The following is a 15,563-nucleotide window of genomic DNA, read 5'->3' as shown; positions in this document are numbered from 1 at the left end:
TGCTGATTGAATGCAGAAAAGGGCTTTCGAAAGTTTTTAAAGGTGGAGAAACAGTAAACAACCTGCCGCGCGTGCCGATAGATACAGGTCAGACAATACCTGTATATAAAAAAGGCAACGCATGTTTAAACGTATAAAAGTCATTACTCTTTTGATTTCGGTGCTGCTTGTGCTCGGCATCATGCAACTGATCTCCGCCGGCATTTTCATTAATGCGCTCAATAACGACAAAGAGAACTTCACCGTTTCTCAGCTTTCCAGCCAGAACGTCGCGGAGTTTACCGACGCCTGGATCAGCCTGAATCAGGCGCGTGTCACCCTTAACCGCGGCATGCTGCGCCTGCAAAGCAGCATGGCGTCGCAGATTAACGGCGGGCAGCTGAACGAGCTGGTCAATACCGCGAAAAACCTGCTGGCTGATGCCCAGACACATTACGATAAATATTACGCGCTGCCGGAAACGCCGGGTATGGACGAGCACCTGGCCGACAGGCTGGAAGAGCACTACCGCATCTACTCCGCCACGCTGACGCAAATGAACGTTCTGCTGGGGCAGGGCAATCTGGAAGATATGTTCAAACAAAATGCCGAACAGAAGCAGACCGCGATGCAAAAGGTCTATCGCGAGTGGCGGGAGGCGCAGGCCGCGCTCACCGACAAAGGCATCAAGGACAATGAAAGCGACTACAAACGCATTCTGTGGATCCTCTCTGCGGTGATGCTGCTGGTGATCGCGGTGATTATTTCCAGCTGGATTGCGATGCGCCGCGTGCTGCTGCTGCCGCTGGAAGAGGTGATCAGCCATATCCGCGCCATTGCGGCAGGGGATTTAACCCAGCCGATTCAGGCTGAGGGTAAAAATGAAATGGCGATCCTGGCGCGCAATGTCCAAGAGATGCAGACTGCGCTGGCCAACACGGTGGGCGTAGTGCGTGAAGGCGCAGATACCATCTACACCGGCGCGGGTGAAATCTCGGCGGGCAGCAACGATCTCTCTTCCCGCACAGAGCAGCAGGCCGCTTCTCTGGAAGAGACGGCAGCCAGCATGGAACAGCTGACCGCCACCGTGAAGCAAAACGCCGATAACGCGCGTCAGGCGTCGCGTCTGGCGCTGGACGCCTCCTCCACCGCGAAGAAGGGCGGAAATGTGGTAGAAGGCGTGGTGCGCACCATGGACGAAATCGCCACCAGTTCCAGCAAAATTGCGCAAATTACCAACGTAATCGATGGCATTGCCTTCCAGACCAATATTCTGGCGCTGAACGCGGCGGTAGAATCGGCGCGTGCGGGCGAGCAGGGGCGTGGCTTCGCGGTTGTCGCGGGTGAGGTGCGTACCCTTGCCCAGCGCAGCGCTCAGGCGGCGAAAGAGATCAAAGCCCTGATCGATGATTCCGGCGAGCGCGTTAACGCGGGCTCTCAGCTGGTAAATGAAGCGGGCGCGACGATGGCAGAGATCGTTAATGCAGTTACGCGCGTGACGGACATCATGGGTGAGATTGCGTCGGCCTCCGACGAACAGAGCCGCGGTATCGACCAGGTGGGCCAGGCGGTGGCGGAGATGGATCGCGTTACCCAGCAGAACGCCTCGCTGGTGGAGGAGTCTGCGGCGGCGGCGGCGCTGGAAGATCAGGCCGCGCGCCTGAACGACGCGGTGGCGGTGTTTAAGATCACCCGTAACCAGGCGGTGAAAGCCGCGCCGGTAAAGACCTATGCACCTAAAGCGCAGCCCGTAGCGGCGTCTGAAGCGAACTGGGAAACGTTCTGATACTGTGCCGGGTGGCGCTGACGCTTATCCGGCCTACGGTTTTGTAGGCCCTGCAAGCTAAGCGCCGCTGGTCGAAAAGCTCACCCCTCCGACGCCGGAACGACCATCGGTTTTTCCGGCTTCGCTCTCACCGCAATCACCACCCCAACGACCAGCAGCGCGATCCCGCAGGCCGTTAGCAGCGGCGGCACGCTCTGGCGCATCAGGAAGGTATAGAGCAGCCCGGCCAGCGTTTCAAAGACAATCAGCGGCCCCAGTATCACCGTCGGCAGCTTCTGGCTGGCAATGTTCCAGCACAGTGCGCCAACCCACGAACAGAGCACGGCAATGGCGACCATTAACCCGACGAATACCCACGGGCGCGGTCCGAAGGGCAGGGCGAAATCCGGATGCTGGCTACCCAGCCAGATACATGCACCCACATAGCCCAGCAACGAGACAGGAAGCGTGACCAGCGCCTGCGCCGTCGCCCACATCATCGGATGCTTATCCGGGTTTTCCCGCAGCCAGCGTGCGTTGCGCAGGGCATACCAGGCCCAGCAGACAACCGAAATAACCGCCAGAAAGATCCCAGAACCGTAACGCCACAAGCTGAAGTTTTCGAGGCCGTGGCGTAGCTCGGCAATATTCACGCACACCAGCCCCACGGCGATGCATACCAGCGCAGGCACCATTTTTGACCACGCCAGTTTCCCGTCTCGCTGGCTATAAAGCAGGTTTGCGAAAACCGGAATGACCACCGGCAGCGTGCCGATAATCATGGTCGACACCGGCGCACCGGTACGCTGAATGGCGCTCGCCAGGCAGACGTAGTAGATAAGATTACCCATCATGGTCAGCCACAGCGCGGTGAGCCAGTCCTGGCGACTCAGCTGGCGCAGACGCGCACGCCCCAGCCATGCCAGCGGCACGGCAATAAGCCCCAGCGCCAGATAGCGTCCGGTCGACTGCAATATTGCCGGATACTCCGGCACAATCAGCGGGCCGACGAAAATCAGCCCCCACATCAACCCTGCAAGCAGGGCATACAACACGCCGCTAATCATCTTTTCGTCCACAGTAATACATGTTGTAGCCAGTGTAGGAGGCACAGATGCACGCGTATTGTATGAGGTTGCGCATTAGCGCTCAGGGAATGTAAAGACATGGGGCCAAAGCGTCAGCCGCCAGGATACTTTTTCCGTGGTTTCAGTTTAATCCTACAAGACATACCTATAAGACCTACAGGCTTCGAAGGACGGTGTCATTACTATAGTCGACGGATTTTTACGACCACGGCATAACGTCGGTTTTCATATCCTGCAATCAACGACGTGGGACGATGAGAACGATCGGCCTATTTTACAGGAAAGAAGATGCAGGAAGTCATATGGTCCGAACAGGTGATGCTGACAGGGCGTTCCCGTATTTCTATCAGCGGAGCCAATAATGTATTTTGTTCCGCGCTGGTGGTGCTTTTCAGGAATATTATTTCGCCAGACATTATTACCATGCCAGAGATCCAGGTGCAGGTCTTTGTCGGAATGACGCTGCCACAGGTGTTCGTATGGCGGATGAAGGAGGATGCGGCAATGGAAGGGAAGATCCCTCGTATTGTTTTCTGTACTGACTCTTGCTTCCGAATGCTGTCAGGGACCAGCGGATATGAACGAACACTGTTCATTACTCCAGATACCAGCATTTATGCGGTGGCTGAAATAATCAGACGCTGGATTGCCGGTTACGCCTCGCACGCTTCGGACAACGTTCTGCCTCTGCTCACTCGATGTGATAACCGAACCATGCAAATGCTGGAAAAAGATATCCCACTTCCTCTTGAGGCCAGACGGCTCTTTCGCTCGGTAAAAACGCTTTATTGTCAGCGCGCTTTACTGTCGGACCGGATCGGGACGCACAGCCGTCAGGAATTATATCTAAAAGCGCGTCTGATACTCAGTCAAAGCCAAACATTAGCGCTTGGTTAGGCTCAAGGTTCATGACGAGAGATCGCTTACCGCATCTTCAAGACGTAGCGCAAGCTGAAGGCAGAAGCTGATGGTTTTCCTGTCTGCGGCTTCTTCCAGTTCAGTACATAAGTCAGCCAGCGAATCGTTCTTCAGAAGATAAAAACCGCCTTTCATCAGGTGAGCAAGTTCGGCGATCTGCAAGAAATCTTCCGCGCTGATAGCGTCGTGCAAATCGCTGATGGTGACGTCGAGATGCGCTAAGCAGGAGTTAAATACATGCTGGTCGACCCGATCTTCCGCTTTTGCGCATGCGTTTGTGGCGGGCTGGATAGCGCTGGCAAATTTGCTTAATGCGAGGGATAGGGTTTTGAGCGAAACGGGTTTAAAGAGGCATTCCGTCATCCCGGCCTGAAGACAGGCTCCTCTTTGTTCATCGCGGGCATCAGCCGTCAGGCCGATAATTACAGTATCGCTGTTTTCCTTACGGATTAATTTTGTCAGCTCAATTCCTGAGATATACGGCATATTACAGTCAGTGATAATAATCTCGGCACCGGTGCTTCTCCACTGAGCATATGCGTCACGAGGATCGCTACATTCGATCACGACGTAGCCAAGGTATGACAGCTGCTTATTTAACAGCATGAGATTTGGGTAAAAATCATCAACGACAAGAACGGTGGCTGAGCTGTTTTGACGCTGGATATCTATAACCTCTGCCGCAGCACGCTTGCTCTTCTGTTGGCTTACGCCCACTTTTAACGTAATGTCGACTCTGGTTCCCACGCCCGGTTGACTATGAAGTTGTATGCCTCCACCCAAAGCTTCACAAAGCCGGCGAGAGATGAGGAGTCCAAGCCCGGAGCCTGACTGATGAGAATAGCCGTTAATATCAGCCTGGGAAAAAGGTCGGAATAATGTCTGTTGCCCTTCAGGCGATATACCGCAGCCCGTATCCGTTATGGCAATTTGCAGCAGGGCGACGTCTGTGACTTGAGAATTAACGCATTCTACTGCGACACGCACTTCGCCTTCATTCGTGAATTTGATGGCATTACTGATGATATTGCTGACAACCTGTCTGAACCGAAGCTCATCTGTTGTCACAATGATGTCGTCGAGCTTTGCTGGATATAGGAGTACAAGCTCGATACCGTTGTTGAACGCGCCAGGCCTGAATAAGGAGATAATCTGTTCAATGGTTTTTCTGAGCTCCATTTCTGTATAATGAATAACCAGTTTTTCAGATTCAATCATGGAAATATCAAGGATATTACCAATAAGTTCCTGTAGTACGTTTGACGAAGAATAGGCGACGTCGAATGCGGTACTTTCTATGATTCCATCGTGGAGTTTTTTTGTTCCAAGCTCCAGCATACCGATAATGGCATTCAGAGGCGTTCTAATTTCATGGCTCATGGTGGCAAGAAAAGTGGATTTTGCTACATTCGCCCTTTCAGATTCCTTCCTGGCTGCTCTTAGGCTCTCTTCCATTTCGATTCTCGACGTGATGTCAATCCAGCCGCCAATAACGCCATTTACGCGGCCTTCGGCATCCAGGAATGGCACCATCCAGTGATATATCACGGCATCAGGGCGCCCATCGCTGAATGTAATTGCCCGGTCTTTCGATATTGATACCTTATCCCGTAACACGCTGAAGAAATCCTGGCGGTATGTTTCAAGAGACGAAAGATGTGAGGCCGTTGTATTTTCAAACTCAGCCTGACTAAAAGCGTATTCCTGTTCGATATGGAAATCTTTTAAAGCTTCCGTATAGGCCTCATTAAACGATATGAGCTCTGCATCTTTATTACGAACATACAGGGGATTCGGCGTGCCGTTGATAAGCGCGTTTGTCAAAGCCAGCTGATCGTCCAGTTTTCTCTGGGTCCGCTGTGCATGTCGAACGTGCTTTCGAAGGACAAGCGCCCAGCCGGTGGAAATCATGCCCAGCAGGAGAAGGACTATTACCGTGTAGAGAATGGCGGTTTTGTTTGCTTCGATGAAACTTGTTTTTGAGGGCGCGGCGGTCCATTTCGTGGTGATATCGTCGAGTTCAGATCCGGCGAGGTTCTTTAATGATTTATTGATTATTTCATACAAAATTTCATTGTGCGCGGAAATGCCCAGGGAAAGTTTGGCAAAATTTCCATCAACTATATCGTCTATGGCCAAGGAATATTGATGCGTGTGTGTGTAATAATTAGCGGAGACAAAATTATCAAGTACGGCATCGACTTTGTTACTGCCTAATAAATCATAGGCAGCTGCCGTCGAAGATACAGGCACAACGGTATGCGAAGTGAGATCATAACCCTCGAGATGATTAACATCCATAAAAGTCGCGATCCGGCGAGCGCGTGTAGGCACTTTTTTTAGGCTCTCACCGTGACGAGTAACGAAAACAAGAGGAAACTGAATGAAGCTTCGGGTAAACCGATATCGCGTATCGGTGTTGTATACGGAGCTGGCAAAGCCAACGATCTCATCAGGGTTAATGTTCTTTGATGACGGGTTTTCTGGCAAAAATGCAAACGTGACGTTAAGCATTTTGCCAATGAGACTAAATACATCAGGGATGATGCCAGTAAACGTACCGTTAGCATACTCTGAAAAAGGTGGCGCGGTTGTTGGCAGCTGAACATAAAACTGCTTTTTACCTTGTAACCACCGGGCTTCCTTTTCGGTGAGATATTGTGGTGAACCCGGCGTGATAAAATCACTGGATTTATCCCAGCCCCTTATGAATTCTGACAGATCTGACTGGGATATCTTTTGTAGCCCGGATTCTATGATTTGTCTGGTTTTTATATCAGAGTTACGTATTGCGAAGTATACTTTTCCTTCTGCCTGGTTAATGGTATTAAGCTGGCGACTGACGTGAAGGGTGTTGAAAACGCTATTGTTATAAAAATAACCAGCACTTATTGCATCACCCACATAGATATCGTTTTTATGGAGGGCGACAGAGGCAAGCGCATTCAGTACGGAATCGTAGCGGTTTATTTTTGCTTCAGGATAGCGCTCTTTTATAAACTCATCAGAAATAAACCGATCAACGATGGCAATCGTCTCGTAATCTTTTGTATCGAGTTTATTTTCCGCGGGTGCGATTTCAACTATTTTATTCGTTGAAATAACCGGGAGATAAGAATACCTGGATTTTTTCGTTTCAGTTACCGGGCCAGTGGTCGTGATCGCATCAATAGACCCTTCTGCCAGCGCGTCAAAAGCAGCGACAGCGTTATCGAAAAGGGTGACAGAGAAATGGATATCCGAATTATTACGGATTGTCCGCAGTATGTCGGCATTGATCCCATCAAGGTATTCGCCATTAATAACGATATCGAAAGGCGGATAATCGGGTCTGTAAACACCCACCTTCAGAGATTGCTTATAAAAACGCTGGATGATTGTATCGGGGTAAAGTTCCAGAGACAGAGATTTGTCGCTCAGTGGTTCCGCACAGGCGTACAATGGCAATAAAATAAGCAGCAGCTTAAAGTGAACCCATCGCTTCATTCAATCTTTTCTCTTTTAGCAATCTCGATCAAATCAACCAGTGTCGTAACGCCCATTTTTGTCATTATCCGGGTTTTATAGGTACTGATTGTTTTGCTGCTCAGGCACATGCTGTCTGCTATTTCAATATTTTTCATTCCAGCAATGATTTTACGCAGTACCTCTAGTTCGCGGTTTGTCAGTGAGGATGATTTTCTTGATGTAAAATTGTTGGCATAGCTTATATTTGGAAAAAATGTAAAACCAGAATTGATGGCTTTGATCGCCGCTGAAACATCTTCCATACCCTCATTCTTTGTCAAAAATCCAGACACGCCGGACATCATGCATCTGCTGGCATAGAGTTCCGCTGACTGTGAGGTGAACACCAGGATTTTTGTATTAATCTCTGCTTTTCGCACCGCCGCGATAACCGACATCCCATCCATGTTAGGAATACCAATATCCAGTATGACGATATTGTATTTCCCTTTTTTTATCTGGTTTATAGCCTGCGCACCGTTATCACATTCATCCACATGAGTGAAGCCTATCTTTTCTAATGTCATTTTCAATGCCATGCGGACTGAAGGATGATCGTCTACAACAAGTGCGGTTTTCATACTAACCCTTAATATAATCGGCAAGCGATGCATTATTCTGATGTTAACGCATTAGCCTGGTTCATTCCACTGGTGCGGCGACAAACTGGCTGTTGGTTGAACCCGTGCAGTCAGTTCATTTCAAATCAGGCTTCACCAAAACAACCTGAATGCGTAAAAATGTATATAACGTGTTGAATAATAGGTTGTTAAATCGTTCTGTTTACTTGCTACTTAACGCTCAGTATAGCCATTTTTACTACAGAACGAGGTGTCCCTTTTCGCTTTCACGTGTAAGGTTTTTCCTCTTTTTATCGTCACTGACTGATTTCCGTAACACGCAACTCTCCACGCAGGATTGTGGGACTTTTCCTACGTACATTGTCGCCAACGCTGATGTTATCCATTCGGCTGGTAAAATAAAATACAGTCAGTTCGATGTTGACAGGAAAACAAATGAAATTACATTTTTTAAAAAATGCGCTACTGCTGCTTTCAATAACGCTTTTTACCGGCTGTACGGCTAATTCATGGATTGATGCGGTTGGAAGTGTGTTAGAGGAGAAAGATAAATATGAGAAAGACTCGCGATCCAAAAGAATTAAGGCTGCCAATAAGGCAGCAGGCTACTAGATTATTTCAGGCGTGGTAAGCGTTTTTGATGGTTTTTCATTTTTTATCTGCGCCATATTAATAGCCACAGCGAGCTGGCGATTATGTTTGTCTTAAGATCGAACGTTAATGTAATAATTGTGATAAAACTATTTTTAGTCTGCTTAATGGCGGTGTTTGCACTAATGGTTGTAAACCCAAGCGCGATCTTTGGAAACAGGAGTAATGAAGAAATCAATGAAAGCGAAGACCATTATCGTGCTCAGGATTTAGCCCGGCAAAAACCGGTTTTATTTGTGACCGGCTTTAGATGAGGAATTATAATTCTTGAGTTGAATGTAACATTACTCTATTATTGATACGCTATTTGAGTGATCGCGCGTGTATAACAAAAATGCCTGATAACTCATTTTATTTCAAAGGGATAAAATAAAGACATGAAAAAAAGAGCGATAGTATTATTCAGTATGGCGTTAACCGCATGCTCAGCAAATAACTTGAACCAGGGCGCTGAACGGGTACGTATTACTAATACTGAACCAACCGGCAATTGTACATTCCTGGGGGAAGTGACGGGCAGCCAGGGAAACTTCTTCACGGGTGGATGGACGTCAAACTCTAATCTTGAGACTGGCGCACGTAATGATTTAAAAAACCAGGCTTACAGTATGGGGGGTAACGTTGTCGTTATTCTTACGCAGCGAGCAGGGCAGACCGGGAGCGCCTACTTCGGCTCAGGTTCCAGCCAACAAACTAACGTCACGCTAAGCGGTACAGTGTATCGCTGCAATAACTGATAAATAATCTAAGCACAGTATTTAACGTGCAATAAAGCCCTGAGCCGTTAAGCGCGGCGAAACCTGCTTCTGGTAGCGCACGGGCGTAATGCCGTAGCGGCGGGTAAAGGCGCGGGTCAGGTGAGACTGATCGGTCAGCCCCGTTGCGGCGGCCACCTCGGCGGCAGGCATGCCGTGGGTGAGGAATGCTTTGGCGCGCCACAGCCGGATGGCCATCAGCATCTGGTGTGGGGTGACGTGAAAATGGGCCTTAAACTGGCGCTGGAAATGGTACGGGCTGAGCGACACGACGCTCGCCAGTTCGTCCAGGGTGAGCGCGCGCATATAGTTGTCGTGCAGATAGTCGCGAACGCGCTCGAAGCGGTGCGCGCCCTCCCGGGCTACCGGCGCGTGACGGGCCAGCGGCTGGAACGTCTCAATCAGATCCAGCAGCAACCCTTTTTGTGCCAGCGCATCGTTCGTATGCCAAAGGCCGTAAATCAGCTGGCCAATTTGCTGCGAGCGCAGCGGGTCGTGGCGGGTCACGTCGCTAAACCACCAGTGGCGAAGGCCGGTGACTTCTTCCAGCAGGTCGGGTTCGATATAGACCATCCGGTAGCGCCAGCCGCCTTCGGTGGCGGATTCGCCCGTGTGGATCTCGTCCGGGTTCATGGTCACGACCGATTTTTCAGCGGCTAAGTGTTGGGTTCCGCGGTAACGGAAGCGTTCAGCGCCGGTTTCAATGGTGCCGATACCGAAGGCTTCATGCGTGTGAGGCTCAAAGGCGTAGTCAGCAATATGCGCGTGATATAGCTCCAGACCCGGCAACTGCGCCAGATGGCGAAAGCGCGCGCTGTCTCTCTCATCAGTAAACTGTTCCGGTACGCCTTGCACGGTGAGCCTCCTTGTGGGTCATCGCTTCATTATCCGAGATGACCCGAAGGGATGCCACAAAAAATAACCAATTCTTAACAATTACAGAATGGCTTTGATGCTCTCCGCCAGCGGCGTGGTCGGACGGCCAATCAGTTTGCTCAGGGTACGGCTGTCGTCAAACAGGCCGCCTTTGGACGCACCGGTATCAGAATCCGCCAGCATCTCCGCCAGCCCGGCAGGCAGACCAACGCCTTTCAGTGCGGCGGCATAATCGGCTTCGCTGAGGTTCTGATACGTTACCGGCTTACCGCTCTGCTTGCTCAGTTCCGCAGCCAGTTCGCTCAGCGTCCAGGCATTGTCACCTGCCAGTTCATACACCTTGCCGGCGTGACCCTCTTCAGAAATCACTTTTGCCGCAGCCGCCGCGTAATCCGCACGGGTCGCAGAGGCAATTTTGCCTTCGCCTGCGGCACCTATAAATACGCCGTGTTCCAGCGCTGGCGGCGCGCTTGCCAGGTAGTTTTCGGTGTACCAGCCGTTGCGCAGCAGGGCGTAAGGCACGCCTGAAGCCGCCAGTGTATTTTCGGTTTCGACGTGCTCAACGTGCAGACCCAGCGGGGATCTGTCCGCATGCAGCAGGCTGGTATAGGCGATGAATTTCACCCCGGCGGCTTTGGCGGCGTTTATCACGTTCTGGTGCTGTACGGCGCGCTGGCCCACTTCGCTGGAGGAGATAAGCAGCAGCTTATCCACGCCGTTCAGGGCGGTGGTGGACGCGGCCTGGTCGGTATAGTCCGCCTGACGTACCACAATTCCCCGCTGGCTTAAGGCGTCGGCTTTTGCCGGGTTACGCACAATAGCCACGATCTGGCTGGCCGGAACGGTTTTCAGCAGTTCTTCAATAACGTGTTGGCCAAGCTGGCCGGTTGCGCCGGTAATCGCGATCATGATGAATCTCCTTCGTGTTTGTCTGGTGTTGTGGCACACTATCACCATAACTAACTTTTAGTAAGTACGCACAAAAAGGTAAGTATGAAAACACCGATACCGACGCTCAGCGAGCAAATGCGCGATGGCAATCTCTTTGCAGAACAGTGCCCGTCACGGGAAGTGCTCAAACATGTTACCAGCCGCTGGGGCGTGCTGATCCTGGTGGCGTTACGTCAGGGGACGCATCGTTTTAGCGATCTGCGCCGCAAGCTGGGCGGTGTGAGCGAGAAGATGCTGGCCCAATCGCTTCAGGCGCTGGAGCAGGACGGGTTTGTCGATCGCGTTTCTTATCCGGTTGTGCCGCCGCACGTGGAATACAGCCTGACGCCGATGGGGCTGGAGGTGAGCGAGAAGGTGGCCGCGCTGGCTGACTGGATTGAGGTGAATACGCCGAAGGTGATGGCGAATCGGGACGATCGTGCGGCATGAAATGCCGGGTGGCGGCTTCGCCTTACCCGGCCTACCCGCAATCCTCGATCCCGTAGGCCGGGTAAGCGCAAGCGCCACCCGGCACAAGCATCGCTACCTGCTCAAATCTACCTGATAAATCGCGAACCCAATATCATCCGTCGCGACCTGTTTCATCGGATACTGCGCCTTATCCTTGATAAACGCGGCTGCTTTATCGGACGGTGATGTCTCAAAGCGAATATCCAGCGTCGTGTCGCTGTGGATCGGCGCCAGACGCCAGTTGTTATCCACCGCCGGATGAATTTCACCCGCTTTTTTCGACTCCGCGCTAATCCACGCCGCCAGCACCGAACGGTTCTCATCCGGCGAGGCAAAGGCGATGTGGCTGTCACCCGTACCGGCAAACTTACCGCCATAGGCGCGGTAGTTGTTGGTCACCACCAGGAAAGAGGCATTCGGATCAATCGCTTTGCCGTTGAAGGTCAGGTGTGTGATGCGTTCTGCCTGCGGATTAATGGCCTGACATTCGCCGTCATATTTCGCGGGCTGGGTTACATCAATCTGATATTCCACGCCGTCGATCACGTCGAAGTTGTAGGTGCGGAAACCGTCCCAGTTTATCAGCGACTGCGGTTTGCTGCTGTGCGGATCGATCTGGTTGAACTGTCCGGCAGAGCACTCCAGCCACTCCTTCACCTCTTTCCCGGTGGCTTTCACCACCACGAGGGTGTTGGGATAGAGGTAGAGATCGGCGGCATTACGGAAGGTCAGCTGGCCTTTTTCCACCTCAACGTAGCTGGCCGGATCGTTCTTACGCCCGCCCACTTTGAATGGCGCCGCGGCAGACAGAACCGGCAGATTGGCCAGATCCGGATCGCCCTGAATATAGTGCTCGGCATAGGCTTTCTGCGCCATGTTGACTACCTGCACGGTCGGGTCATCCTGTACCAGCGCGAGGAAGCTGTACATGTTATCAGCCGATTTACCGATCGGCTTGCTGACAAATTCACGCGTTGCGTCGTGGTCATGCTTCAGGACGTCGACCAGCTTTTTATCTTCTTCGGCCAGGGATTTTTTTGCAGCGGCATCATAAATCGGACGCGCTTCCGCTTTCGACTGCGTGACTTTCCAGCTCCCGCTGTCGTTATTCAGCACCAGATCTACCACGCCAAGGTGGTCGCCCCACATGCCCGGCATCACCGATGGCACACCGTTGAGCGTCCCTTTTTCGATGTCCGCGCCTTTGATACTGGCGAAATCTTTGCCCGGGAAGACGGCGTGGGCGTGACCAAACAGGATCGCATCGACGCCCGGTACCTGGCTGAGGTAATACACGGAGTTCTCAGCCATCGCCTGATACGGGTCGGCCGAGAGGCCAGAGTGGGCCACAACGACCACCACATCTGCGCCTTTCGCCCGCATCTCCGGCACGTATTTGCGCGCCGTTTCGGTAATGTCGTTGACGGTTACTTTCCCGTCGAGGTTGGCTTTATCCCACGTCATGATCTGCGGCGGCACAAAGCCGATATAGCCGATTTTCAGCGTCTGTTTTTTACCGTCCTGGTCGACAACCTCGGTCTCTTTAATCAGGTAAGGGGTAAAGAGGGGCTTTTTCGTCTTAACGTCGATGATATTGGCATTAACGTACGGGAATTTTGCCCCTGCCAGCGCATCGTGCAGGTATTTCAGGCCGTAGTTAAATTCGTGGTTGCCCAGGTTGCCGACGGCATAGTCCAGCGTATTCATTGCCCTATAAACAGGATGGATCTCGCCTTTCTTCAGCCCCTTCGCCGCCATGTAGTCGCTGAGCGGGCTGCCCTGAATTAAGTCCCCGTTATCGACCAGCACGCTGTTTTTCACTTCACCGCGGGCGGCGTTGATCAAACTTGCCGTACGTACCAGTCCGAATTTTTCGACAGGCGTATCTTTGTAGTAATCGAAGTCCATCATGTTGCCGTGCAGATCGGTGGTTTCCAGAATGCGGAGATCCACCGTCGCTGCCTGAACGCTTGCCGCAATCAGCGTTGCCAGGAGCGTTGCGCTAAACTTAATCATCTGAGGAGTCCTTTTTTCGATCCAAGCCACAAAAGAGTATGTATGTAGTATTTGTTGCTTACAGAAGTGTGAATGCTGCCAGAAAAAAGAACGCTGAAACCAGAATTGCTTCACAGATAGCGGAATTGTTCACATTACGATATAACTAAAACAATAAGTTATGCCCACTGCGTTAACGAAGAGGTGGAGAATGTTAGATCAAATTTGTCAGCTCGCACGGGATGCGGGTGATGCCATTATGCAGGTGTACGACGGTGCGAAACCGATGGATGTTGTCAGCAAAGCGGACGACTCCCCGGTGACAGCGGCGGATATCGCGGCGCATACGGTGATCCTGAAAGGTTTGCAGACCCTGACGCCGGATATTCCGGTCCTTTCTGAAGAAGCGCCCCAGGGCTGGGACGAACGTCAGCACTGGCAGCGTTACTGGCTGGTGGACCCGCTGGACGGCACGAAAGAGTTCATCAAGCGTAACGGTGAATTTACCGTGAATATCGCCCTGATTGAAAAAGGAAAGGCGGTGCTTGGCGTGGTTTATGCCCCGGTGATGAAGGTGATGTACAGCGCGGCGGAAGGTAAAGCCTGGAAGGAAGAGTGCGGCGTGCGTAAGCAGATCCAGGTGCGAGATGCCCGTCCTCCGCTGGTGGTGATCAGCCGCTCGCACAGCGACAGCGAGCTGGAGGAGTACCTGCAACAGCTGGGGGAACACCAGACGACGTCGATTGGCTCGTCGCTGAAGTTCTGTCTGGTGGCGGAAGGGCAGGCGCAGTTGTACCCCCGTTTCGGGCCGACGAACGTCTGGGATACGGCGGCAGGGCATGCGGTGGCTGCGGCCGCAGGCGCGCATGTGCATGACTGGCAGGGTAAGCCACTGGACTACACCCCGCGCGAGTCATTCCTCAATCCTGGCTTCAGGGTGTCACTTTACTGAGTCAGCAGCTTATGCAGCAGGGCAACCACCTGCTGCACCTCATCCTGCGTCAGCGCGCCGTCCTTAACCCACTGTACGCGACCGTTTTTGTCCAGCACAACAATCGCTGAACTCTCTTCTTCCAGCTGCCACGCCTTACGCGTCACGCCGTTGCTGTCGACAATAAACTGCGACCAGGGATAGAGCTTCTTATTGCTCTCAAGGCTTGAGCGCACAAACATCCCGGAGCCGGGAATCGCGTCGTCGGTATTCACGATGGTGGTGGTCTGGTAGCGATCGTGCGGGAGTTTTGCGGCCTTGATCGCTTCCACGAGGGTGGCGTTTTTCTCTTTAGCGGATGTACGTCCGGCAATATGCTGTACAACTCTCACTTTGCCCGCAAGCTGCGCGCTATTCCAGGTTTTGTAGCTAAACTTATCATTGTCGAGAATCAATTCTCCCCGGTCAGCAATGCCGACCGGCGGGACACGTTGTCCTTTTTCAATGTTGTGCGCGGAAGCCATCAGCGGCAGCAACAGGCAAGCTGCTGCCAGGAGGTTACGTAGGGTCATGGTGTTTCCTTATTGTGAGCAGGTGATCCGACCACTTGGTCATGCGCTTTTAATCATAAGTGCGATCAATGGGCTTTTCCCGCAATCCCGATGCCAGTTTGCGGGCGAACGCACATATCCACGCAAAAACGACGGCATATACTGCTCTGTATCACGCTTTGCAAAGATTATTCTGAATAATTGTAATCAAACGGTAAATAAACTTATGCACACTGGGTAAGTACGAGGTTCTGGTCTATAGTCATTGGGCATCAAAATTTGCGCTCAGGACAGTCGGGCCGATTGTGGCACCGCAAGGGCGTATGATTCGCAGGAGATACAAGAATGAAAATTTTCCAACGCTACAACCCGCTTCAGGTGGCGAAGTACGTGAAGATCCTGTTCCGTGGACGGTTGTATATCAAGGATGTTGGCGCTTTTGAGTTCGATAAGGGCAAAATCCTTATCCCGAAAGTGAAGGACAAACAGCACTTGTCTGTGATGTCCGAAGTCAACCGTCAGGTTATGCGTCTGCAAACTGAGATGGCTTAACCAACGTGCTATG

The 15,563-nt window shown here is 51.9% G+C and carries 14 protein-coding genes; 7 read left to right on the top strand and 7 right to left on the bottom strand.

What is annotated here, in order from left to right; all coding sequences use genetic code 11:
• Positions 1–121: 121 nt before the first annotated feature.
• Positions 122–1,765, top strand: coding sequence for a methyl-accepting chemotaxis protein (locus SK51_RS01840; RefSeq protein WP_048206576.1), 1,644 nt, complete (start codon positions 122–124; stop codon positions 1,763–1,765).
• An 80-nt stretch (positions 1,766–1,845) separates the two neighbouring features.
• Here SK51_RS01840 and SK51_RS01835 read toward each other — a convergent pair whose 3' ends face one another.
• Positions 1,846–2,811 carry a DMT family transporter gene (locus SK51_RS01835; protein WP_023305304.1) on the bottom strand — a complete coding sequence of 322 codons (966 nt, stop codon included), beginning with the start codon at positions 2,809–2,811 and terminating at the stop codon, positions 1,846–1,848.
• Positions 2,812–3,120: 309 nt separating this feature from the next.
• Here SK51_RS01835 and SK51_RS01830 point away from each other — a divergent pair, with 309 nt between their 5' ends.
• Positions 3,121–3,729: a hypothetical protein gene (locus SK51_RS01830; RefSeq protein WP_023305305.1), complete on the top strand. Its 609-nt coding sequence runs from the start codon at positions 3,121–3,123 to the stop codon at positions 3,727–3,729.
• Positions 3,730–3,738: 9 nt separating this feature from the next.
• Here SK51_RS01830 and SK51_RS01825 read toward each other — a convergent pair whose 3' ends face one another.
• Both SK51_RS01825 and SK51_RS01820 read right to left on the bottom strand, forming a co-directional pair.
• The gene (locus tag SK51_RS01825; protein ID WP_048206575.1) at positions 3,739–7,236 is read right to left on the bottom strand and encodes an ATP-binding protein; all 3,498 of its coding nucleotides are present in this window, start codon (positions 7,234–7,236) and stop codon (positions 3,739–3,741) included.
• Positions 7,233–7,838: a response regulator transcription factor gene (locus SK51_RS01820; RefSeq protein WP_023305307.1), complete on the bottom strand. Its 606-nt coding sequence runs from the start codon at positions 7,836–7,838 to the stop codon at positions 7,233–7,235. The genes SK51_RS01825 and SK51_RS01820 overlap by 4 nt, the downstream gene beginning before the upstream one ends.
• A 435-nt stretch (positions 7,839–8,273) precedes the next feature.
• Between SK51_RS01820 and SK51_RS25405 the strand changes: the two genes are divergently transcribed.
• Both SK51_RS25405 and SK51_RS23770 read left to right on the top strand, forming a co-directional pair.
• Positions 8,274–8,450 (top strand): hypothetical protein, encoded by a 177-nt coding sequence (locus tag SK51_RS25405; protein WP_023305308.1) that lies wholly within the window; start codon positions 8,274–8,276, stop codon positions 8,448–8,450.
• 416 nt (positions 8,451–8,866) lie between these two features.
• The gene (locus SK51_RS23770) at positions 8,867–9,226 is read left to right on the top strand and encodes a DUF4156 domain-containing protein (RefSeq protein ID WP_023305310.1); all 360 of its coding nucleotides are present in this window, start codon (positions 8,867–8,869) and stop codon (positions 9,224–9,226) included.
• Positions 9,227–9,247: 21 nt separating this feature from the next.
• On the opposite strand, the gene SK51_RS01815 is transcribed toward SK51_RS23770, so the two are convergent.
• Both SK51_RS01815 and SK51_RS01810 read right to left on the bottom strand, forming a co-directional pair.
• Entirely contained in the window at positions 9,248–10,099 is an 852-nt protein-coding gene (locus SK51_RS01815) for an AraC family transcriptional regulator (RefSeq protein WP_023305311.1), read from the bottom strand.
• 81 nt (positions 10,100–10,180) lie between these two features.
• Positions 10,181–11,029 (bottom strand): SDR family oxidoreductase, encoded by an 849-nt coding sequence (locus SK51_RS01810; RefSeq protein WP_023305312.1) that lies wholly within the window; start codon positions 11,027–11,029, stop codon positions 10,181–10,183.
• Between the two features lie 84 nt (positions 11,030–11,113).
• Here SK51_RS01810 and SK51_RS01805 point away from each other — a divergent pair, with 84 nt between their 5' ends.
• A complete protein-coding gene (locus SK51_RS01805; protein WP_022646846.1) occupies positions 11,114–11,500 on the top strand; it encodes a winged helix-turn-helix transcriptional regulator in 387 nt (128 codons plus the stop codon).
• 93 nt (positions 11,501–11,593) lie between these two features.
• On the opposite strand, the gene SK51_RS01800 is transcribed toward SK51_RS01805, so the two are convergent.
• Positions 11,594–13,537: a bifunctional 2',3'-cyclic-nucleotide 2'-phosphodiesterase/3'-nucleotidase gene (locus SK51_RS01800; protein ID WP_023305313.1), complete on the bottom strand. Its 1,944-nt coding sequence runs from the start codon at positions 13,535–13,537 to the stop codon at positions 11,594–11,596.
• Between the two features lie 190 nt (positions 13,538–13,727).
• Between SK51_RS01800 and cysQ the strand changes: the two genes are divergently transcribed.
• Positions 13,728–14,468, top strand: a complete 741-nt coding sequence (gene cysQ / locus SK51_RS01795) for a 3'(2'),5'-bisphosphate nucleotidase CysQ (RefSeq protein ID WP_022646848.1) — start codon at positions 13,728–13,730, stop codon at positions 14,466–14,468.
• Here the strand turns inward: cysQ and SK51_RS01790 are convergent.
• The gene (locus SK51_RS01790; RefSeq protein WP_017694658.1) at positions 14,462–15,019 is read right to left on the bottom strand and encodes a YtfJ family protein; all 558 of its coding nucleotides are present in this window, start codon (positions 15,017–15,019) and stop codon (positions 14,462–14,464) included. The two genes, cysQ and SK51_RS01790, sit on opposite strands and share 7 nt — an antisense overlap.
• A 324-nt stretch (positions 15,020–15,343) precedes the next feature.
• Between SK51_RS01790 and SK51_RS01785 the strand changes: the two genes are divergently transcribed.
• Positions 15,344–15,550: a DUF1107 domain-containing protein gene (locus SK51_RS01785; RefSeq protein ID WP_003856054.1), complete on the top strand. Its 207-nt coding sequence runs from the start codon at positions 15,344–15,346 to the stop codon at positions 15,548–15,550.
• Positions 15,551–15,563: the final 13 nt, after the last annotated feature.

This window comes from Enterobacter sp. MGH85 (assembly GCF_001037655.1).
Taxonomy (GTDB): domain Bacteria; phylum Pseudomonadota; class Gammaproteobacteria; order Enterobacterales; family Enterobacteriaceae; genus Enterobacter; species Enterobacter intestinihominis.
This window is presented reverse-complemented; position numbering and strand designations above follow the sequence as displayed.